General features: G+C 59.4%; 14 protein-coding genes and 1 pseudogene. 8 read left to right on the top strand and 7 right to left on the bottom strand.

Annotated features, from left to right (window positions below):
* Positions 1 to 199: 199 nt before the first annotated feature.
* From JFV26_RS23885 to JFV26_RS23865, 5 genes are all read right to left on the bottom strand, one after another.
* Positions 200 to 1,612 (bottom strand): OprD family porin, encoded by a 1,413-nt coding sequence (locus JFV26_RS23885; protein ID WP_201195856.1) that lies wholly within the window; start codon positions 1,610 to 1,612, stop codon positions 200 to 202.
* A gap of 171 nt (positions 1,613 to 1,783) precedes the next feature.
* Positions 1,784 to 3,385 (bottom strand): ABC transporter substrate-binding protein, encoded by a 1,602-nt coding sequence (locus tag JFV26_RS23880; RefSeq protein ID WP_201195855.1) that lies wholly within the window; start codon positions 3,383 to 3,385, stop codon positions 1,784 to 1,786.
* 300 nt (positions 3,386 to 3,685) lie between these two features.
* Positions 3,686 to 5,311 carry an ABC transporter substrate-binding protein gene (locus tag JFV26_RS23875; protein ID WP_201195853.1) on the bottom strand — a complete coding sequence of 542 codons (1,626 nt, stop codon included), beginning with the start codon at positions 5,309 to 5,311 and terminating at the stop codon, positions 3,686 to 3,688.
* Positions 5,312 to 5,570: 259 nt separating this feature from the next.
* Complete coding sequence (locus tag JFV26_RS23870; protein ID WP_201195851.1) at positions 5,571 to 7,172, bottom strand: ABC transporter substrate-binding protein; 1,602 nt, start codon at positions 7,170 to 7,172, stop codon at positions 5,571 to 5,573.
* A gap of 691 nt (positions 7,173 to 7,863) precedes the next feature.
* Complete coding sequence (locus JFV26_RS23865) at positions 7,864 to 8,586, bottom strand: SIMPL domain-containing protein (RefSeq protein WP_201195849.1); 723 nt, start codon at positions 8,584 to 8,586, stop codon at positions 7,864 to 7,866.
* A 469-nt stretch (positions 8,587 to 9,055) separates the two neighbouring features.
* Here JFV26_RS23865 and JFV26_RS23860 point away from each other — a divergent pair, with 469 nt between their 5' ends.
* The 4 genes from JFV26_RS23860 (at position 9,056) to JFV26_RS23845 (ending at position 13,660) form a co-directional block, all read left to right on the top strand.
* Entirely contained in the window at positions 9,056 to 10,318 is a 1,263-nt protein-coding gene (locus tag JFV26_RS23860) for an ATP-binding protein (protein WP_201195847.1), read from the top strand.
* Positions 10,311 to 10,871, top strand: coding sequence for a response regulator transcription factor (locus JFV26_RS23855; protein WP_007942792.1), 561 nt, complete (start codon positions 10,311 to 10,313; stop codon positions 10,869 to 10,871). Before JFV26_RS23860 ends, JFV26_RS23855 begins: the two co-directional genes overlap by 8 nt.
* 97 nt (positions 10,872 to 10,968) lie before the next feature.
* The gene (locus tag JFV26_RS23850; RefSeq protein ID WP_201195845.1) at positions 10,969 to 12,696 is read left to right on the top strand and encodes an ABC transporter ATP-binding protein/permease; all 1,728 of its coding nucleotides are present in this window, start codon (positions 10,969 to 10,971) and stop codon (positions 12,694 to 12,696) included.
* 214 nt (positions 12,697 to 12,910) lie between these two features.
* The gene (locus tag JFV26_RS23845) at positions 12,911 to 13,660 is read left to right on the top strand and encodes a FadR/GntR family transcriptional regulator (RefSeq protein WP_201195843.1); all 750 of its coding nucleotides are present in this window, start codon (positions 12,911 to 12,913) and stop codon (positions 13,658 to 13,660) included.
* A 158-nt stretch (positions 13,661 to 13,818) separates the two neighbouring features.
* On the opposite strand, the gene JFV26_RS23840 is transcribed toward JFV26_RS23845, so the two are convergent.
* A complete protein-coding gene (locus JFV26_RS23840; RefSeq protein WP_201195841.1) occupies positions 13,819 to 14,010 on the bottom strand; it encodes a hypothetical protein in 192 nt (63 codons plus the stop codon).
* Between the two features lie 15 nt (positions 14,011 to 14,025).
* A complete protein-coding gene (locus JFV26_RS23835; protein ID WP_201195839.1) occupies positions 14,026 to 15,330 on the bottom strand; it encodes a phospholipase in 1,305 nt (434 codons plus the stop codon).
* A gap of 239 nt (positions 15,331 to 15,569) precedes the next feature.
* On the opposite strand from JFV26_RS23835, the gene kdgD reads away from it, so the two are divergent.
* From kdgD to garD, 4 genes and pseudogenes are all read left to right on the top strand, one after another.
* Positions 15,570 to 16,481, top strand: coding sequence for a 5-dehydro-4-deoxyglucarate dehydratase (kdgD, locus tag JFV26_RS23830; protein ID WP_090175535.1), 912 nt, complete (start codon positions 15,570 to 15,572; stop codon positions 16,479 to 16,481).
* Between the two features lie 73 nt (positions 16,482 to 16,554).
* A pseudogene (locus tag JFV26_RS23825) lies at positions 16,555 to 17,999 on the top strand (aldehyde dehydrogenase family protein).
* 208 nt (positions 18,000 to 18,207) lie between these two features.
* Positions 18,208 to 19,575 carry an MFS transporter gene (locus JFV26_RS23820; protein WP_201195837.1) on the top strand — a complete coding sequence of 456 codons (1,368 nt, stop codon included), beginning with the start codon at positions 18,208 to 18,210 and terminating at the stop codon, positions 19,573 to 19,575.
* A gap of 11 nt (positions 19,576 to 19,586) precedes the next feature.
* Positions 19,587 to 21,140, top strand: a complete 1,554-nt coding sequence (gene garD / locus JFV26_RS23815) for a galactarate dehydratase (RefSeq protein WP_201195836.1) — start codon at positions 19,587 to 19,589, stop codon at positions 21,138 to 21,140.
* Positions 21,141 to 21,213 lie beyond the last annotated feature (73 nt).

The raw sequence follows: 21,213 nt of genomic DNA, 5'->3' as shown, positions 1-21,213 counted from the left end.
GGACCATATCGAAGCCTTCCGGGCTGGCTTCGGTGCAGACCACCAGGGGTTTGGCCGAGACGCCAACAGCGACACTCAGCAACGCGGCCGCGATGGCCGCACGTAGGGGAAGCATTTTCATCAAGAACCCTCTGCAATCGGTTGAACAGGAAAAAACCGAACGGCCGACTCTTCATGAGTCAGCCGTTGGGCGGTGTTTTTACAGAATGTTGAACGGGATGGTGGTCACGAGACGGAACTCGTTGATGCTGCCGTCAGCCTGGTTTTCGCTGGCACGGTGAGCGGTGTAGGTCGCGCGAACAGTGGAGGCCTTGAGCGGGCCGCTCTGCACGGCGTACGAAGCACCGATGCCGTATTCGTAGTGATGCTCGCCGTCCATGTTTTTCACGTCATACGCAGTGCCGGTGTAGTGAGTGCCGTCGATGCCCCAGCCGCGAGCCTGGTAGATGTTGAACTTCAGGCCTGGCACGCCGTATTCGGCCATGTTCAGACCATAGGCAATCTGGAAGGATTTCTCGTTCGGGCCGTTGAAGTCCGACAGCAGGGAGTTGGCCAGGTAGATGCCGTTGGTTTCATGCAGGTAGTCGAAGTACTCGTTGCCGTTAATTTCCTGGTACGAGAAGGTCAGGCTATGGGCCTGGTGAGTCAGGCCGAACGACAGGGAGTAGGCGTCGTTGTCGATTTCACCCATCTCTTTTTTGCCGGTATCGACGGTTTTGTAGTAGTTCAGGCCAGTGGTCAGGCTCAGGACATTGCTGTCGCCCAGTTCGTGGGTGGCGCCGAAGTAGTACTGGTTCCAGAAGTCTTCGACTTGGGATGCGTAGAGGCTGGTCTTCAGGCTTTTCAGCGGCTGGTAGTTCAGGCCGACGATGCTCACGCGATCGGTTTCAGCGCCGTTGTTGGTGTACTCGGAGCGGAATTTCGACAGGCTCTCTTCGGTACGCGGCGATACGCGGTCGAAGGTGCCGGCGTCGAACGACAGGTTGTTCAGCTCTTCGCTGTGCAGGCTCACACCTTCAAAGCTCGAAGGCAGTGGACGGTTGCCGATGGTGTCGACGATTGGCGTGCTGAAGTTCTGGCGACCGGCGGTCAGGGTGGTGTTCGACACGCGGAACTTGACGTTGGCCAGGCCCAGTTTGCTCCACTGGCCTTCAGCGTCGCCGCCTTCGGTGGTCAGGGTACGGTTGTTACCGGCACCTGGACGGGAACCCGGTGCGCCACCGTTGTTGGCGGCCAGGCTCTTGCGATCACGCTCCAGGGCAACGGCGTTGTACGCGGCCACTTCGGTGCTGACACCGACGGTGCCCTGAGTGAAACCGGAGGTGAAATTGACGATGGTGCCCTGAACCCAGTTGATCCGGCGATCAGTCGGGGTTGCTACACCGTCTTTACGGTAGGTGAACTTGCCGCCACGTTTCAGTTGCTCGTTGGCGTACCAGTTACGGGTGGTGCCTTTGACGGTTGTACCTTCGACAAAGCCAGGTGCATCGGCCTGGGCGCTGGCGGTGTTGACGGTCACCGGGGTGAAATCCTGGCTCTGGGTTTCCGCATACGCCGTGGCGGTGATGCTGCTGATGGCCAAGGCCAGGATCGCGGTGCTGCTCAGTTTCATGGGTGAAGCTCCTTTACTTTCTTTTTTTTAGTGCCGGTTTTTTTGTGGCCCGGCTATTGGTTTTGAACTCATTCAGCGCTTCGCAAACGTTTGCTGTAGGCCTGATTGACGAATTACGGCAATACGCTTGCGTGAGGGCGAAATCCGCCCCCAGCGTTTTTGGCTTATCGGTTATTGATCGATACTGACACCCGAGAACACGTTGCGACCGAAGGGGCTCACCTTGAACCCTTCGATTTTGGCGCTTAACGGCTGGTTGACCGTCGAGTGAGCGATGGGCGTGATCGGCACTTGCTGCTTGAGCAATTGCTGCGCCTGTTTGTACAACACGGTGCGCTGGTCACGGTCGGTGACGACCTTGGCCTGCTTGACCAGCTTGTCGTATGCCGGATCACACCACATGGAGTAGTTGTTGCCGCCAATGGCGTCGCAGCTGTATAGCGTGCCGAGCCAGTTGTCCGGGTCCCCGTTGTCACCGGTCCAGCCGATCAGGCTGATGTCGTGCTCGCCATTCTTGGTGCGCTTGATGTACTCGCCCCATTCGTAGCTGACGATCTTCACTTTGAGACCGATCTTCGCCCAGTCAGCCTGGAGCATCTCGGCCATTAACTTGGCGTTAGGGTTGTACGGGCGCTGGACCGGCATGGCCCAGAGGGTGATTTCGGTGCCTTCCTTTACGCCGGCAGCCTTGAGCAGCTCTCGGGCTTTTTCCGGATCGTAGGCGGCATCCTTGATGGTTTCGTCGTAGGACCACTGGGTCGGCGGCATGGCGTTGACCGCCAACTGACCTGCGCCCTGGTACACGGCGTTCAAAATGCTTTGCTTGTTCACCGCCATGTCCAGCGCCTGACGCACTTCGAGCTGGTCGAACGGTTTGTGCCGCACGTTGTAGGCGATGTAGCCGAGGTTGAAGCCAGGCTTCTCGATGAGCTTGAGTTTCGGGTCGTTCTTCAGTGCGGTTACATCGGCAGGGCGAGGGTGCAGGGTGATCTGGCATTCGTTGGCCTTGAGCTTCTGCACGCGCACCGACGCGTCGGTGTTGATGGCGAAAATCAGGTTGTCGAGCTTGACCCGACTCGGGTCCCAGTACTGCTTGTTGCCGGTGTAGCGGATGTTGGAGTCTTTCTGGTAACTCTTGAACACGAACGGCCCGGTGCCGATCGGCTTCTGGTTGATCTCGCTCGGCTTGCCTTCGGCTAACAGTTTGTCGGCGTATTCGGCCGACAGGATGGCGGCGAAGCTCATGGCGATGTTCTGGATGAACGCGGCGTCCACGCTGTTGAGCGTCATGACCACGGTCAGCGGCCCGGTCTTCTCGACCTTGGCGATGTTCTTGTTCAGGCTCATCCCGTTGAAATACGGGAACTCGGTTGGATAAGCCTTACGGAAAGGTTGTTGCGGGTCGAGCATGCGATTGAACGTGAACAGCACGTCATCGGCATTGAAATCACGGGTTGGCGTGAAGTAAGGCGTGGTGTGGAACTTCACCCCTTCGCGCAGGTGGAAGGTGTACGTGAGGCCGTCTTCGGAAATATCCCAGTTCGTTGCAAGGCCCGGTACGACATTGGTCGCGCCTTTTTCAAACTCTGCCAATCGGTTGTACAGCGGCTCGGCGGCGTCGTTATCGGTCGCAGTGGTGTACTGCGCCGTGTCGAAACCGGCGGGACTGCCCTCGGAGCAGAATACCAGGCTGTTGTTGGCGGCCTGGCTGATGGCAGTGGCGGCCAACAGGCCGGTGCCCAGCAATGCGGATAAAACCAAGGTATGGCGCATGACGCTCCCTCTTTTTAGTGTTTAACAATGAGCCGCCGTCCCGTCCAGGGACGTGGGGCTTCATTGAGCTCAAGCCATTGCATGCAGCAAACCGAGGGCCCACGCATGCACTGGTCAGATCCCGACGGTATGAGCCGCGGGTCTGGCAGTAAATGCGCAAAGGCCTGAAATACTCGCAGGAAAAGCCAACACGTCCGAAACCTCTGCCGGGGGTGCGCAGTGGATTTGGCTGTCAGAGAATTCCTACTTTCCAGGCAGGTAAAGCAACGGCGACGTTAAAAACGTCGCCGTTGCCAAACCTTATTTGCTGACGCTGACGCCGTAGAAGGAGTTCAAGCCGAATGGGCTGATCTTGAAGTCCTGCACGTTGGCGCGCATGGGTTGATACACCGTCGAGTGTGCGATAGGTGTCATTGGAACTGCATCTTTGAGGATGTGTTGTGCCTGTTTGTACAGTTCGATGCGCTTGGCCTGGTCAGGTGTAGCCTTGGCTTGCTTGATCAGGGCGTCGTACGGCTTGTCGCACCATTTGGAGAAGTTGTTGCCGTTCAGCGCATCGCAGCCGAACAGGGTGCCGAGCCAGTTGTCCGGGTCCCCATTGTCACCGCTCCAGCCGATGATCATCGCCTGGTTCTCGCCACCTTTGGAACGCTTGATGTACTCGCCCCATTCGTAGCTGACGATGTTCACGTTCAGGCCGATTTTCTTCCAGTCGGACTGCAGCATTTCAGCCATCAGTTTGGCGTTCGGGTTGTACGGACGCTGAACCGGCATGGCCCACAGGGTGATCTGGGTGCCTTCCTTGACGCCAGCTTCCTTGAGCAGCTCTTTGGCTTTCTCAGGGTCGTACTTGGCATCTTTGATGGTGGTGTCGTAGGACCACTGGGTCGGTGGCATGGCGTTGACGGCCAGTTGGCCGGCGCCCTGGTAAACCGAGTCGATGATCTGAGGCTTGTTGACGGCCATGTCCAGCGCCTGACGGACCTTGAGGTCCGCCAGCGGGTTTGGAGTGGTTTGGCCTTTGAGCACTGGCATCACGTTGTAGGCGATGTAACCCAGGTTGAAACCGGCCTGGTTTGGCAGTTTCAGGTCTTTGTCTTCACCCAGTGCCTTGAGGTCGGCTGGACGTGGGAACAGCGTGACCTGGCATTCGTTTTTCTTCAGCTTCTGAATACGTACCGACGGGTCGGTAGTGATAGCGAAGATCAGGTTGTCGATCTTCACGTCTTCAGGCTTCCAGTAGTCCTTGTTCCCGGTGTAGCGGATGTTGGAGTCTTTCTGGTAGCTCTTGAACACGAACGGGCCAGTGCCGATCGGCTTCTGGTTGATGTCGCCCGGCTTGCCTTCCTTGAGCAGCTTGGCAGCGTACTCGGCGGACTGGATGGACGCGAAGCTCATCGCCATGTTCTGAATGAAAGCCGCGTCAACGGTGTTCAGGACAAACTTGACCGTGTGATCGTCGACCTTCTCGATCTTGGCGATGTTGGTGTCCATCCCCATGTCGGTGAAGTACGGGAATTCGGTCGGGTACGCTTTGCGGAACGGATCATCCTTGTTAATCATGCGATTAAAGGTGAACAGCACGTCATCAGCGTTGAAATTGCGAGTCGGGGTGAAATACGGGGTGGTATGGAACTTCACACCTTCACGCAGGTGGAAAGTGTATTCCTTCACGTCCGGGGAAATATCCCAGCTGGTCGCCAAGCCAGGAATCACGGCGGTGCCGCCGCGCTCGAACTGGGTCAGGCGGTTGAACATGGTTTCTGCAGAGGCGTCGAAGTCGGTTCCGGTGGTGTACTGACCAGGATCAAAACCGGCCGGGCTCCCTTCGGAGCAAAACACCAGGTTAGTCGCCGCTTGGGCGAAAGGTGCGCTAGCTAACAAGCTTGCGCCGACTAAAAACGGAATGACCGCGTGTTTAAGCATGGTGGCCTCATGATTTGTTGTCATTTTTGGAATTAGAGGACGACCTCGTGAGTCGTGCCTGCGGATACTTATGCAGGGGCCATACCCATTGCAAGATCCAGAGCGGCCACAAGTCTTAAACAGTGGCACGAACGTACCTTAATGTCGCATATGTATAAATACTGACGCATTTGACCGTTTGCGCACGTTTTTTACGGTGCAAATGGCGCCCCACAAGAGGGCATTCGGGGCGCCTGGTGCACCCGGTTGGCGCGCGGTGTTACTTATTTATACCCACGCCATAGAAGGGTGTGAGGCCAAAAGGGCTGATCTTGAAGTCGGTCACTTCCTTGCGCAAAGGCTGGAACACCGTCGAGTTGGCGATCGGGGTGATAGGCACTTGTTGCTTAAGGATTTTCTGCGCCTGTTGGTAGAGTTTTATCCGCTCGTCACGGTCGGTTGAAACCTTGGCTTGCTGAACCAGTTTGTCGTACGCCGGATCACACCACTTGGCGTAGTTGCTACCTTTCACCGCAGCGCAGCTGTAGAGCACGCCGAGCCAGTTATCCGGGTCACCGTTGTCGCCGGTCCAGCCGTAGATCATCGCGTCATGCTCACCGTTCTTGGCGCGCTTGATGTACTCGCCCCACTCGTAGCTGACGATGTTGGCCTTGATTCCGACCTTCTCCCAATCCTGCTGGATCATCTGTGCCGACATCCGCGCATTCGGGTTGGAGGCGCGCTGCACGGTCATCGCCCACAAATTAATCGTCGTACCGGGTGCAACCCCGGCTTCTTTGAGTAGCGCCTTCGCTTTGGTCGGGTCGTAGGGCGCGTCTTTAATCGTCGGGTCATACGACCATTGCGCCGGGGGCAGGGCGTTCTGCGCGAGTTGACCAGCGCTCTGGTACACGGCTTTGATGATCGCCGGCTTGTCGATGGCCATGTCCAGGGCCTGGCGGACCTTGAGCTGGTCCAGCGGTGGATGCGTCACGTTGTAAGCCAGAAAACCGAGGTTGAATCCGGCCTGCTTCAGTACCGTCAGGTTCGGGTCTTTCTCCATCACCTCGATGTCGGCCGGGCGCGGGTAGCCACTGACCTGGCATTCGCCGGTCTTGAGCTTCTGCAAGCGCACCGCGGCGTCCGGTGTGATCGAGAACACCAGGTTGTCGATTTTCACATCCTCGGGTTTCCAGTACGCCTTGTTGCCGGCGTAGCGGATCTGCGAGTCCTTCTGGTAGCGCTTGAACACGAACGGGCCAGTGCCGACCGGCTTCTGGTTAATGTCCGCGGCTTTACCTTCCTTTAATAGCTGCGCGCCGTACTCGGCGGACTGGACCGAGGCGAAGCTCATGGCCAGGTTCTGGATGAAGGCAGCGTCGGTGTTGTTCAGGCTGAAGCGCACGGTGTGCTCGTCGGTCTTGTCGACGCTCTTGATCGTTTTGTTCAGGTCCATGTCGGTGAAGTACGGCGATTCGGCGGGGTAGGCCTTGCGGAACGCATTCTGAGGATCGAGCAGACGCTGGAAGGTGAACAGCACGTCGTCGGCGTTGAAATCCCGGGTCGGGGTGAAGTAGTCGGTGGTGTGGAACTTCACACCGTCGCGCAGGTGGAAGGTGTAGCTGAGGCCGTCCTTGCTCACGTCCCAACGGGTCGCCAGCCCCGGTTCGACTTCGGTGCCGCCGCGTTTGAACTGGGTGAGGCGGTTGAAGACGGTTTCCGCCGAGGCATCGAAGTCGGTGCCGCTGGTGTATTGGCTGGGGTCGAAACCGGCGGGGCTGGCTTCGGAGCAGTAGACCAGGGTGGTGGCGGCTTGGGCGAACGGGGCGGTAGTGGCTAAAGCGAGGGCGAGCAGCAGTGGTTTGACGGTGGTTCTTTCCATGGAGTCCCCGGGGATTTGGGTAGCGGTGTATTCCTGAGAGTAGCGTTGTTGACGGGGTGGGCGGAAATATCGTTTTTTGAGGGGGACCCCTCTGTCTGGGCATAGTTGGCCGTTTTCCTTCGGATGTACTCGGTCAAAAGTGTAGGAGCGAGGCTTGCCCGCGAAGGCGGCCTGACAGCCGACCTATCTCTACCGGATGTACTCGGTCCAATTGTGGGAGCTGGCTTGCCTGTGAAGGCGGCCTGACAGCCGACCTGTTTCTCCCGGATGTGCTTGGTCCAATTGTGGGAGCTGGCTTGCCTGTGAAGGCGGCCTGACAGCCGACCTGTTTCTCCCGGATGTGCTTGGTCCAATTGTGGGAGCTGGCTTGCCTGTGAAGGCGGCCTGACAGCCGACCTGTTTCTCCCGGATGTGCTTGGTCCAATTGTGGGAGCTGGCTTGCCTGTGAAGGCGGCCTGACAGCCGACCTGTTTCTCCCGGATGTGCTTGGTCCAATTGTGGGAGCTGGCTTGCCTGCGATGGCGGCCTGACAGCCGACCAATCTCTCCCGGCTGAACTCGGTCCAACTGTGTGAGCGAGCCTGCTCGCGAAAGCGGCAGATCAGTCACCACAAACCTGACTGCTTTACGGCGGGCAATAAAAAACGGCGATCACTTCAGTGATCGCCGTTTGTGTGTCCGGGTCTATAGCATCAAGGCGTCATCAATACTTCAATCGACCCATCCGCCGTCATGCTGACCTGGCTGGTGCCGGCTTCAACATCCGGCGTTACCGGTGCCGAGTCCATGCCTGCTGCCGCTTTCATCATCATCGGCGCGCGCATGAAGGGTTGTGGATAACCGTTGCTGTTCAAATTCAGGTTAACGATTTTATAGCCCTTGCCACCCAACGCATCGGTGGCCAGTTGCGCGCGGGCCTTGAATGCGGTGACGGCTTCTTTAAGCAGCGCGTCTTCGCTGGCCTTGCGGGTCGGGGTGGCGATGGCGAAGTCCATGCCGCCCATTTTCAGGTCGGTCAGCAGTTCGCCGGTCAATTTCGACAGGGCGGCGAAGTCGGAGCTTTCCAGGCGCAGTTCGGCGCGTTCACGCCAGCCGGTGATTTTCTGGCCCTTGGTGTCGTAGATCGGGTAGCTGTTGCGGCTGCCCTGGCGCAGGGTGATGTCTTTGACTTGTTTGGCCTGGGCCAATGCCTTGTTCATGGTGGTGCTGACGTCGGCGGCGAGTTTGGCCGGGTCGGTGTTTTGATCTTCGGTGTAGAGGGTCACGATCATCAGGTCGCGGGCCACTTCCTGACTGACTTCGGCGCGCAGGGAGATCTGGTTGTAATGCAATTCGTCGGCGGCCAGGGCCGGGAGGCTGGCGACGGTGCCAACGCTAAGGGCGAGGAGGGCGGCGCTGCGGCGAAGTGTGTGCATGGAAAGCTCCTTGAGGGGGCGCAGGGGTTAAGGTCCGAGCCTGCGTGAAACCATCAGACTCTAGCTTTTATGATCCGGTTCGCCCAGTTACAACTTCTATACAGGTAATCAGGGGCTTGTAGCAGCTGCCGAGGTACGAGGCTGCGTTCGCCTGTAGCAGCTGCCGAGCCTGCGAGGCTGCGTTCGGCTGCGAAGCAGTCGTGAAACCTGAGTGCACGGTATGGCAGGAATACCGCGGTGTCTGATTTCACGACTGCTTCGCAGCCGAACGCAGCCTCGTACCTCGGCAGCTGCTACAGGCGAACGCAGCCTCGTGGGCTCGGCAGTTGCTACAGCCGGGCGGGGGCAAGCTCCCTCGCCACAGGGGAATTCGTTGGCAAGTGTGGCTGTTTGCCGCACTTTTGCCTGCCAGCCCCCGTGCTTGGTTATACTCCCTGCGATCCGCCTGGAGCGCTCATCAGGAGAGCTCATGCTCGCCCCCGTTCAAATCACTTCCGCGACTCGCCAGAATCTCTGGCGGCTGACGTTCATCCGCACTTTGGTGTTGGCCGCTCAGGCCGGTTCCGTGGGGCTGGCCTACTGGTTCGATTTGCTGCCATTGCCCTGGTTTCAACTGGCAATGACCCTCGCGTGTTCGATGCTGCTGTGTGCCTTCACGGCCATTCGCCTGCGCACCTCGTGGCCGGTTACCGAACTCGAATACGCCGTGCAACTGGCTTGCGACCTGTTTATCCACAGTGCCTTGCTGTATTTCTCCGGTGGCTCGACCAACCCCTTCGTCTCTTATTACCTGGTGCCGCTGACCATCGCCGCCGTGACGTTGCCGTGGCGTTTTTCGGTGATTCTATCGGGCATCGCCCTGGCCATGTACACCCTGCTGCTGGCGCGGTTCTACCCGTTGCAAACCTTCCCGATCGCTCGGGAAAGTCTTCAGGTTTACGGGATGTGGCTGAGTTTCGCCCTGGCTGCCGCAGTGATCACGTTCTTCGCCGCGCGCATGGCCGAAGAACTGCGCCGTCAGGAAGAATTGCGCGCGATCCGCCGCGAAGAAGGCTTGCGCGATCAGCAATTGCTCGCCGTTGCGACTCAGGCTGCCGGCGCCGCCCATGAACTGGGCACGCCGCTGGCGACCATGAGCGTGTTGCTCAAAGAGATGCAGCAGGATCATCCAGACCCGCTGTTGCAGGATGACCTGAAGGTGCTGCAGGATCAGGTCAAACTCTGCAAAGAGACCTTGCAGCAACTGGTGCGCGCCGCTGAAGCCAATCGCCGCTTGGCGGTAGAGATGCAGGACGTCACCGACTGGCTCGACGAGGCGCTGAACCGCTGGCACCTGATGCGTCCGGAAGCCAGTTACCGCTTCCAGCGTCTGGGCCAGGGCGCGGTGCCACGCATGGCGCCGCCGCCAGATCTGACCCAGGCACTGCTGAATTTGTTGAACAACGCCGCCGACGCTTGCCCCGAAGGGCTGCAAGTGACGCTGGACTGGAATGCCGAGGACTTGACCATCAGCATTCGCGACCACGGCGCCGGTGTGCCGCTGGCCATTGCCGAACAGATCGGCAAACCGTTTTTTACCACCAAGGGCAAAGGTTTCGGCCTGGGCCTGTTTTTGAGCAAGGCCAGCGTGACACGCGCCGGCGGCTCAGTGAAACTCTACAGTCATGAGGAAGGTGGCACGCTTACCGAGCTGCGCCTGCCCCGTGTCGCCCGAGGAGACGAACATGAGTGACGAGATCCAAGTAGAAGGCGAAGAACTGCCGCATTTGCTGTTGGTAGACGATGACGCCACGTTCACCCGTGTGATGGCCCGCGCCATGGCCCGCCGTGGTTTTCGCGTCAGCACCGCCGGTTCCGCCGAAGAAGGCCTGACCATCGCCCAGGCCGACCTGCCGGACTACGCCGCGCTCGACCTGAAAATGGACGGCGATTCGGGTCTGGTGCTGCTGCCAAAACTGCTCGAACTCGATCCGGAAATGCGCGTGGTGATCCTCACCGGTTACTCGAGCATCGCCACCGCCGTCGAGGCGATCAAGCGCGGGGCCTGCAATTACCTGTGCAAACCGGCCGACGCCGATGACGTGCTGGCCGCGCTGCTGTCCGAGCACGCTGACCTCGATACCCTGGTGCCGGAAAACCCGATGTCCGTGGACCGCTTGCAGTGGGAGCACATCCAGCGGGTGTTGACCGAGCACGAAGGCAACATCTCCGCCACTGCCCGCGCCCTGGGCATGCACCGCCGCACCCTGCAGCGCAAACTGCAGAAGCGCCCTGTTCGTCGCTGAACCTGTGCTGAACGAATGCAGGCCACGCCTCGCGACAAACCGAACCGATCATCTATGATCGGTTCGTGCGTGTTCTTTTCTTTATCGAGCCTTATCCATGAATCAGAACGCTGAATATTCCGCGGTCAATGATGCTGTGCGCGGGCAGTTTTTCCGCAAAGTCTGGGCGATGACCACGCCGTATTGGTTCAGCGAAGAGAAGGGCAAGGCCTGGACGTTGCTGATCGCTGTGATCGCGCTGTCGCTGATCAGCGTCGGCATCTCGGTGTGGTTCAACACCTGGTACAAGGATTTCTACAACGCCCTGCAAAAGAAAGACGAGGCGGCGTTCTGGAAGTTGATTCTGTATTTCTGCGCGATTGCCGCCGTGGCGATTGTCGGCGCGGTGTATCGGCTGTACCTGACGCAGATGCTGACCATCCGCTGGCGGGCCTGGCTGACCGAGAAATACTTCGACCGTTGGCTTGGCGACAAAAATTACTATCAGTTGGAGCAGGGTGGTTACACCGATAACCCGGACCAGCGGATTTCCGAAGACCTTAACAACTTCACCTCCAACACCCTGAGCCTGGGCCTTGGGTTGATCCGCAACGTCGTCAGCCTGGTGTCGTTCTCGATCATTTTGTGGGGCGTGTCGGGCAGCATCGAGGTGTTCGGCTATGAGATCCCCGGCTACATGTTCTGGTGCGTGCTGGTGTACGCGGCGGTCGGCAGTTGGCTGACGCACTTGATCGGTCGTCGCTTGATCGGCCTGAACAACCAACAACAACGCTTCGAAGCTGACTTGCGTTTCTCCATGGTGCGGGTGCGCGAGAACGCCGAAAGCATCGCGCTGTACAACGGCGAACCCAACGAGAACCGTCGCCTGAGCAACCGCTTCGGGATGGTCTGGCACAACTTCTGGGACATCATGAAGGTGTCCAAGCGTTTGACGTTCTTCACCTCCGGTTACAGCCAGATCGCGATCATCTTCCCGTTCATGGTCGCCGCGCCGCGTTACTTCGCCGGCAAGATCGAACTCGGTGAACTGATGCAAATCAGCTCGGCGTTCGGCAACGTGCAGGAGAGTTTCAGCTGGTTTATCAGCGCGTACTCGGACCTCGCCTCGTGGCGCGCCACCTGCGATCGTCTGCTGAGTTTCCGCCAGGCCATGACCGAAAACGAAGAGCGTGCGCCAGCCATCGACGTGCAGAATCAGGGTTCGGACCTGAAAATCCACAACCTGGGCCTCGATCTGGCCGACGGTCGCCACTTGCTGACCAGCGGCAATATGACCGTGGAGGAGGGCGAACGCGTCATGCTCAGCGGTCGTTCCGGCAGCGGCAAATCCACCTTGCTGCGGGCGATGGGGCATCTGTGGCCGGCGGGGCACGGCAACATTCGACTACCGGCGGCACGTTACCTGTTCCTGCCGCAGAAGCCGTATCTGCCGATTGGCAGCTTGCGCGAAGCCTTGAGTTATCCACAGCCCGGCGATACGTATACGCCGCAGCGTTATGTGGAGGTGTTGGAAACCTGCCGGTTGCCGCACCTGGTGTCGCGCCTGGACGAAGCCAATCACTGGCAGCGCATGTTGTCGCCGGGTGAACAGCAACGTCTGGCCTTCGCCCGGGCGCTGCTGTATGCGCCGCAATGGCTGTACATGGACGAAGCCACCTCGGCAATGGATGAAGAGGACGAAGCGTCGCTGTATCAGGCGTTGATCGATGAATTGCCGGGGCTGAGCATTGTCAGCGTCGGCCATCGCAGCAGCCTGAAGCGTTTCCACCCACGACACATCCGTATCGACAATGGGCATCTGGTGGATCAAGCCGTGACCGCCTGACCACCACAATCCCTGTAGGAGCTGCCGAAGGCTCGGGCCGCGTTCGGACGATCTTTTGACTTTGATTTTCAAGATCAAAAGATCGTCCGAACGCGGCCCGAGCCTTCGGCAGCTCCTACAGGGGTTGAGTGTGATCCATAGCTCAACGGTGATCGTACAACCCGCTTGCGCTATGATGCGCTTTCAGCCGAATTTTTCGAGACAGACGTTCACCATGGAAAACCCGATCGACGCACCTCGCCTCCCTCGCAAGCGCCGCAGCCTCGCTCAGGAATTGGTGACGGTGCTGTCCGAGCAGATCCGCGACGGTCAGCTCAAGCGCGGCGACAAGTTGCCCACCGAGTCGGCGATCATGGATGCCCATGGCGTCAGCCGCACCGTGGTGCGCGAAGCGATTTCCCGTTTGCAGGCCGCCGGGCAGGTTGAAACCCGTCACGGCATTGGCACCTTCGTGCTCGACACGCCGAGCCCGAGCGGTTTTCGCATCGACCCGGCCACCGTCGTCACCCTGCGTGATGTGCTGGCCATTCTGGAGCTGCGCATCAGCCTGGAAGTGGAGTCCGCCGGCCTCGCCGCCCAACGCCGCAGCGCCGAGCAGTTGGGTCTGATGAGGGCAGCGCTCGACGCCCTCAACGAAAGCGCTTCCCACGCCAGCGATGCGGTGGCCTCGGACTTCCAGTTCCACCTGCAAATCGCCCTGTCCACCGGCAACCGCTACTTCACCGACATCATGACTCACCTGGGCACCAGCATCATTCCACGCACGCGCCTGAACTCCGCGCGCCTGGCCCACGACGACCAGCAGCACTACATGAACCGCCTGAGCCGTGAGCATGAAGAGATCTACGACGCGATTGCCCGCCAGGACTCCGATGCGGCGCGGGCGGCGATGCGTTTGCACCTGACCAATAGCCGCGAGCGGCTGCGCCACGCGCATGAAGAGGCTGAGGCGCAGCGGGGGTAGGTTTCCAGGTTAGAAGGTTTGTCGCCTGACAGACCGCCTTCGCGAGCAAGCCCGCTCCCACATTTGATCTGCGGCGTTCACAAATAGTGTGTTCACCGAAGATCCACTGTGGGAGCGGGCTTGCTCGCGAAGAGGCCAGTGGCCGTGACGCAGTAACCTCAGCCAGCCTTCAGAATCGACCGATCCACCCGCACCGCCAATTCAGCAGCCCCAGGCAGGGCATCAAAAACCACTTGTCCCTGAGCATCCACCACCGCCCGTGCAATCGGCACACCCTTGGACAACAACTCCAGCGGTGCACCCTTCAGTGATTGGCCCGAGGCCAGTTCCAGTTTCAATTTAATTGTCATCTTTTGATCTCCTTATCAGGCAACGTTGCCAGTTGGGTGGTAGTCCTTGAGCAGCAGATAAGTGCTCCAGCCCCACCAGTCATCGACGGTGGCGGTGTCATTCAAGTTGTTCACATCCTTGCGTCGCAGCACTTTACTGCCCTCGAGCCGGAACAGCGGCGAGAAGTTGGTCGCCAGGTTCTGCACGGCTTGCAGGTCAGGCAGTTGTTTCAGCGCCGCAAAGCTGCTGGATGCTGGAACAGTCCCGCTGAGGTAAGTCGCGAACACCTCATCCACTGACACCTGAACCGCTTTGTTGACGTGAATACGGTTGGCACTGTCGATAGCATCGAAGTAGCGCTTGTCCCCATACGCACGCCATTGCTCGCCGTTACCATTGCGCACATTGAGGCCGAACTTGCTGTCTTCGTCGTGCATGAAGCGGGTAATCAGCGAGCCCAGATCACTCGGCGTCACCGCTGCTGCCATTGCTTTACGCGGCACCCGCAAGTGGCCGGCGGAAAACAGGTCAGTCAGGAAGTGATCGGCAAAGGCATTCATCGCATAGGCGACTTCCAACTGTTTTTCATCTTGAGCGGTGCGGGCCGCTGCGGCGTGCTGAAGCGCGGCGGTGTGGCCGGCGATGTAAGCCTGCTGCGCCCATTCGCCAAAATGGTCGGCGTTGTTCGCCGCCAGTTTCAGGTAACGCCCCAACGGGATCAGTGCCGAGACAAAACTGCCGCCACCGGTGATTTTGTTCCACTCTTCCGACAACGTATCTCCGAGGGCGTCATAGGCTTCGTGGGGCTGTTTACCGTCCTTGATCGCCTGGTTCACGGCGTCGATTTCTTTTTGCATCACGGCGAGGATGTTCACCGCCTCGACTTTTGAGGCGGACAACACTGCCAGCGTGTCGAAAGCGGCGATAAAGCGGTTCAGGCTATCCGCCGGGGTGGTGCCGTCGCTGATCGGGCGATCCGGGACGCCATAGAAATCACCACCCAATGCCAGCACCTGGCCGTAAGTCGGCGCCAGCCCGTTGGTCAGATGCAGTTGCACGTTGTGGGCGAGGATCGGTTCGGCATTTTCGGCGAAGCGCAGCAGGGTGTTGTCGCCAATGGCGGTGTGTTCGCCGCCCTCGAACTTCAGCGGTGGCTTGCCGATCAAGGCTTTGCCTGCGGCAGAAGTTGGCTGCTGCGGATGACCGTGATGCTCGGCAATGTGCAGCACCAGGTGATCGTTGTCCCCGGTAATGGCGATGCCGTGTTCAGAAAAAAGATCATCAAAACGGGCGATGACCTGCTTCGGTTGGTCCTGCGGTTGCGTGTGTAGACCTGACATTTCTAGCTCCTTGATATGTCGTAGGTTGATTTCAATTTAACTGTATATATATACAGTTAAGCCACCTTAGATCGAGAATATTCCTACGTCAAGGGATTACCTTTCCTGGCTCAAATTCGACGATGGCGATGAAATGCAGTTGACGGTTATATTTTAAGTTGTACGATGACCTACAACTTCAGCGAAGGCTGAACGGCTTCCTCACACGCACATACGTTGCTATCCAGGGTGTTCGAATAATGAATCCACAAGAACTGAAGTCCATCCTCTCCTCCGGACTGCTGTCTTTCCCGGTCACCGATTTCAATGCCCAGGGCGATTTCCATCGCGCGGGCTACATCAAACGTCTTGAGTGGCTGGCCCCATACGGCGCCACGGCACTGTTCGCCGCGGGCGGCACCGGTGAGTTCTTCTCTCTGGCGGCCAGCGAATACTCGGAAATCATCAAGACCGCCGTCGACACCTGCGAAACCAGCGTGCCAATCCTGGCCGGTGTGGGCGGTTCGACCCGTCAAGCCATCGAATACGCACAAGAAGCCGAGCGCCTGGGCGCCAAAGGCCTGCTGCTGCTGCCGCACTACCTGACCGAAGCCAGCCAGGACGGCGTTGCGGCCCACGTTGAAGCGGTCTGCAAATCGGTAAAAATCGGCGTCGTGGTCTACAACCGCAACGTCTGCCGCCTCACCGCGCCGCTGCTGGAACGCCTGGCCGAGCGCTGCCCGAACCTGATCGGCTACAAGGATGGTCTGGGCGATATCGAATTGATGGTGTCGATCCGTCGCCGCCTCGGTGATCGCTTCAGCTACCTCGGTGGTTTGCCGACCGCCGAAGTCTATGCCGCTGCTTATAAGGCACTGGGCGTACCGGTTTACTCTTCGGCGGTGTTCAACTTCATCCCGAAAACCGCGATGGATTTCTACCACGCCATTGCTCGCGACGATCACGCCACCGTCGGCAAGATCATCGACGACTTCTTCCTGCCGTACCTGGACATCCGCAATCGCAAAGCCGGTTATGCGGTGAGCATCGTCAAGGCCGGGGCAAAAATTGCCGGTTATGACGCAGGTCCTGTGCGTGCACCGCTGACCGACCTGACCGGCGAAGAGTACGAAATGCTTGCCGCGCTGATCGACAAGCAAGGTGCGCAGTAACAATCCCGATTAAACAAGGCCGCTGCAATCAGCGGCTTTTTGTGTGAGGTCTTTTTGTTTCGAGGGTAAGCCAGTGACAGATGCAAAGCGTTTTGATAACTACATCAACGGTGAGTGGATTGCGGGCAGTGAGTACTGCGCCAACATCAACCCGTCCGAACTGACCGATACCATCGGCAACTATGCCAAGGCTGATCTGGCTCAGGTCCACGCCGCCATCGACGCCGCGCGCGCCGCGTTCCCGGCCTGGTCGACCTCGGGCATCCAGGCTCGCCACGATTCGCTGGATAAAGTCGGCACTGAAATCCTCGCCCGCCGCGAAGAACTCGGCACCTTGCTGGCCGGGAAGAGGGCAAGACCCTGCCGGAAGCCATCGGCGAAGTGACTCGCGCCGGCAACATCTTCAAGTTCTTCGCCGGTGAATGCCTGCGGCTGTCCGGCGACTACCTGCCGTCGGTGCGTCCGGGCGTCAACGTCGAAGTCACTCGTGAAGCGCTGGGCGTGGTCGGTCTGATCACGCCGTGGAACTTCCCGATCGCGATCCCGGCGTGGAAAATCGCCCCGGCCCTGGCCTACGGCAACTGCGTCGTGCTGAAACCGGCGGACCTGGTTCCAGGGTGCGCCTGGGCCCTGGCTGAAATCATCTCCCGCGCAGGCTTCCCGGCGGGCGTGTTCAACCTGGTGATGGGCAGCGGTCGTGTGGTTGGCGATGCGCTGGTGCAGAGCCCTAAAGTCGACGGCATCAGCTTCACCGGTTCCGTCGGTGTCGGTCGTCAGATCGCCGTCAGCTGTGTCTCGCGCCAAGCGAAAGTCCAACTGGAAATGGGCGGCAAAAACCCGCAGGTCATTCTTGACGACGCGGACCTCAAGCAAGCGGTCGAGTTGTCGGTACAGAGCGCGTTCTACTCCACCGGCCAGCGCTGCACTGCCTCGAGCCGCTTTATCGTGACCGCGGGCATTCACGACAAGTTCGTCGAAGCCGTGGCCGAACGCATGAAGTCGATCAAGGTGGGTCACGCGCTGAAAACCGGCACCGACATCGGTCCCGTGGTGTCCCAGGCTCAGCTTGAGCAAGACTTGAAGTACATCGATATCGGCCAGTCCGAAGGTGCGCGCCTGGTCAGCGGCGGCGGCTTGGTGACGTGCGACACCGAAGGCTACTACCTCGCGCCAACGCTGTTTGCCGACAGCGAAGCCGCGATGCGCATCAGCCGCGAAGAGATCTTCGGCCCAGTAGCCAATGTGGTTCGCGTGGCGGATTACGAGGCGGCTCTGGCCATGGCCAACGACACCGAGTTCGGTCTGTCGGCGGGCATCGCCACGACCTCGCTTAAGTACGCCAACCACTTCAAACGCCACTCCCAGGCCGGGATGGTGATGGTCAACCTGCCGACCGCCGGCGTGGATTACCACGTTCCGTTCGGTGGCCGTAAAGGTTCATCCTATGGCTCACGTGAGCAAGGTCGTTATGCGCAAGAGTTCTATACCGTGGTGAAGACCTCTTACATCGGTTCCTGATACATCGCGGTAACCGGCGCCACCTCGGTGGCGCCGACACCGCAACCCCCCGTAGGAGCTGCCGAAGGCTGCGATCTTTTGATCTTGATCCCGGTGCCCGTGAAGGCGCTAAAGATCAAAAGATCGCAGCCTCGTTTCACTCGGCAGCTCCTACAGGGAACACCACGTTTCACCCGCGCATAAAAATAATCAGTGGGAGTACATCTACATGCCATCGACCAAGCCGACTCACGTCCGCTATTTGATCCTGCTCATGCTGTTTCTGGTGACCACGATCAACTACGCCGACCGGGCTACGATCGCTATCGCCGGCTCCAGCCTGCAAAAAGACCTCGGCATCGACGCGGTCACCCTCGGCTATATCTTCTCTGCGTTCGGTTGGGCCTACGTGGCCGGGCAAATTCCTGGTGGCTGGTTGCTCGACCGTTTTGGCTCGAAAAAAGTCTACGCACTGAGCATCTTCACCTGGTCGCTGTTCACCGTGATGCAGGGGTATGTCGGTGAGTTCGGCGTCTCCACCGCCATCGTCGCGCTGTTCATGCTGCGCTTCCTGGTGGGCCTGGCTGAAGCGCCATCGTTCCCTGGCAATGCGCGCATTGTGGCGGCCTGGTTCCCGACGGCGGAGCGCGGTACGGCTTCGGCAATCTTTAACTCGGCGCAATACTTCGCCACGGTGATCTTCGCGCCGCTGATGGGCTGGATCGTCTACACCTTCGGCTGGCAGCACGTGTTCGTGGTCATGGGCGGCATCGGCATCGTGTTCTCGCTGATCTGGCTGAAACTTATCCACAGCCCGCGCCAACACCCGATGATCAACAGCGCCGAGTTCCAGCACATCGCCGACAACGGCGGCCTGGTGGACATGGATCAGGACAAAGGCAAAGGCCAAAAGGTTGATGGTCCGAAGTGGGACTACATCCGCCAGTTGCTGACCAACCGCATGATGCTTGGCGTGTACCTGGGCCAGTACTGCATCAACGGCATCACCTATTTCTTCCTGACCTGGTTCCCGGTGTACCTGGTGCAAGAACGCGGCATGACCATTCTCAAGGCCGGTTTCATCGCGTCGTTGCCGGCGATCTGCGGCTTCATCGGCGGTGTGCTCGGCGGGATCATTTCCGACTACCTGCTGCGCAAGGGCCACTCGCTGACCTTCGCCCGCAAGGCGCCGATCATAGGCGGCCTGTTGCTCTCGACCACCATCGTCGCCTGCAACTACGTGGACGTGGAATGGATGGTCGTCGGCTTCATGGCCCTGGCGTTCTTCGGCAAAGGCGTCGGTGCGCTGGGCTGGGCCGTGGTGTCCGACACTTCGCCGAAACAGATCGCCGGTCTGAGTGGCGGCCTGTTCAACATGTTCGGCAACATCGCTTCGATCACCACGCCGATCGTCATCGGCTACATCATCGCCACCACCGGTTCGTTCAAGTGGGCGCTGGTGTTTGTCGGTTGCAACGCGTTGGTGGCGGTGTTCAGTTATCTGGTGATCGTCGGCCCGATCAAACGCGTCGTGTTGAAAGAGCCTCCCGTCAATGGTCCTGAAGTGACCAACAAATTATCTCAAGCGCATTCCTGAGGAGCGGCGTCATGCAGTTGATTGAACATTCCGACTCGCCGCGCTACATCCGCCTGCACGAGCGGGACAATGTGGTGATCGTGGTCAATGACCAGGGCGTGCCGGCCGGCACCGAGTTTCCCGATGGCCTGGTGACGGTGGACTTCGTGCCGCAGAGCCATAAAGTCACCCTTGAGGACATTCCCGAGGGCGGCCAGGTGATTCGCTATGGTCAGACCATCGGCTACGCCTTGCAGCCGATTCCGCGCGGCAGTTGGGTCAAGGAAGATCAACTGCGCATGCCCACTGCGCCACCGCTGGACAGCCTGCCACTGTCCACCGAAGTGCCGGCGGCGCAGGCACCGCTGGAAGGCTTTACGTTCGAGGGTTATCGCAACGCCGACGGTACCGTTGGCACGCGCAATATTCTCGGGATCACCACCACTGTGCAGTGCGTCACTGGCGTGCTCGATCATGCGGTCAAGCGCATCAAGGACGAATTGCTGCCGCGCTATCCGAATGTCGATGACGTGGTGGCGCTGACCCACAGTTACGGCTGTGGCGTGGCGATCACTGCCACCGACGCGTACATTCCGATTCGTACCGTGCGCAACCTGGCGCGTAACCCGAACCTGGGTGGTGAAGCGCTGGTGATCAGCCTCGGTTGCGAAAAATTGCAGGCCGGGCAGGTGATGCACGAGAACGACAGCTCGGTGGATTTGAGCGAGCCGTGGCTGTATCGCTTGCAGGATTCGAGTCACGGTTTCACCGAGATGATTGAGCAGATCATGGCGCTGGCCGAAATCCGTTTGAAGAAACTCGATCAACGTCGCCGGGAAACCGTGCCAGCGTCCGAGCTGATCCTGGGCATGCAGTGCGGTGGCAGCGATGCGTTCTCCGGCATTACCGCCAACCCGGCGCTGGGCTATGCCTCGGACTTGCTGCTGCGAGCCGGTGCGACGGTGATGTTCTCCGAAGTCACCGAAGTGCGCGACGCGATTTACCTGCTGACCTCCCGGGCGCAAACCAAAGAAGTCGCCGAGGAACTGGTGCGGGAAATGGACTGGTACGACGGTTACCTGGCCAAGGGCGAAGCCGATCGCAGCGCCAATACCACGCCGGGGAACAAGAAGGGCGGGTTGTCGAACATTGTCGAGAAGTCGTTGGGCTCGATCGTCAAATCCGGCAGCAGCGCGATCAATGGCGTGCTTGGCCCTGGCGAGCGGTTCAAGCGCAAAGGCCTGATCTTCTGCGCGACCCCGGCCAGTGATTTTGTCTGCGGGACGTTGCAACTGGCGGCGGGGATGAACCTGCATGTGTTCACCACCGGGCGTGGCACGCCCTATGGTCTGGCGATGGCGCCGGTGGTGAAGGTGTCGACCCGGACCGAGTTGGCGCAGCGCTGGCCGGACTTGATTGATATCGATGCCGGGCGGATTGCGACGGGCCGGGCTTCGATTGAAGATTTGGGCTGGGAGTTGTTCCACTACTACCTGGATGTGGCCAGCGGCAAGAAGCAGACGTGGGCGGAGCGGCATAAGCTGCATAACGACATCACCTTGTTCAACCCGGCGCCGATCACGTAAGACCGCGTCGCCTGTAAAAGATCGCAGCCTTCGGCAGCTCCTACAGGGGAGTGCGTACTCTGTAGGCGCTGCC

Origin of the sequence: Pseudomonas sp. TH31, assembly GCF_016650815.1 — a bacterium.
Classification (GTDB): domain Bacteria; phylum Pseudomonadota; class Gammaproteobacteria; order Pseudomonadales; family Pseudomonadaceae; genus Aquipseudomonas.
This window is presented reverse-complemented; position numbering and strand designations above follow the sequence as displayed.

What these genes read in the sequence shown, in the direction of transcription:
- JFV26_RS23885 (WP_201195856.1), bottom strand. Translation starts at nt 1,612, where the DNA reads ATGAAACTGAGCAGCACCGCGATCCTGGCCTTGGCCATCAGCAGCATC.
- JFV26_RS23875 (WP_201195853.1), bottom strand. Translation starts at nt 5,311, where the DNA reads ATGCTTAAACACGCGGTCATTCCGTTTTTAGTCGGCGCAAGCTTGTTA.
- garD (WP_201195836.1), top strand. Translation starts at nt 19,587, where the DNA reads ATGCAGTTGATTGAACATTCCGACTCGCCGCGCTACATCCGCCTGCAC.
- JFV26_RS23840 (WP_201195841.1), bottom strand. Translation starts at nt 14,010, where the DNA reads ATGACAATTAAATTGAAACTGGAACTGGCCTCGGGCCAATCACTGAAG.
- JFV26_RS23860 (WP_201195847.1), top strand. Translation starts at nt 9,056, where the DNA reads ATGCTCGCCCCCGTTCAAATCACTTCCGCGACTCGCCAGAATCTCTGG.
- JFV26_RS23865 (WP_201195849.1), bottom strand. Translation starts at nt 8,586, where the DNA reads ATGCACACACTTCGCCGCAGCGCCGCCCTCCTCGCCCTTAGCGTTGGC.
- JFV26_RS23835 (WP_201195839.1), bottom strand. Translation starts at nt 15,330, where the DNA reads ATGTCAGGTCTACACACGCAACCGCAGGACCAACCGAAGCAGGTCATC.
- JFV26_RS23845 (WP_201195843.1), top strand. Translation starts at nt 12,911, where the DNA reads ATGGAAAACCCGATCGACGCACCTCGCCTCCCTCGCAAGCGCCGCAGC.
- JFV26_RS23820 (WP_201195837.1), top strand. Translation starts at nt 18,208, where the DNA reads ATGCCATCGACCAAGCCGACTCACGTCCGCTATTTGATCCTGCTCATG.
- kdgD (WP_090175535.1), top strand. Translation starts at nt 15,570, where the DNA reads ATGAATCCACAAGAACTGAAGTCCATCCTCTCCTCCGGACTGCTGTCT.
- JFV26_RS23880 (WP_201195855.1), bottom strand. Translation starts at nt 3,385, where the DNA reads ATGCGCCATACCTTGGTTTTATCCGCATTGCTGGGCACCGGCCTGTTG.
- JFV26_RS23855 (WP_007942792.1), top strand. Translation starts at nt 10,311, where the DNA reads ATGAGTGACGAGATCCAAGTAGAAGGCGAAGAACTGCCGCATTTGCTG.
- JFV26_RS23850 (WP_201195845.1), top strand. Translation starts at nt 10,969, where the DNA reads ATGAATCAGAACGCTGAATATTCCGCGGTCAATGATGCTGTGCGCGGG.
- JFV26_RS23870 (WP_201195851.1), bottom strand. Translation starts at nt 7,172, where the DNA reads ATGGAAAGAACCACCGTCAAACCACTGCTGCTCGCCCTCGCTTTAGCC.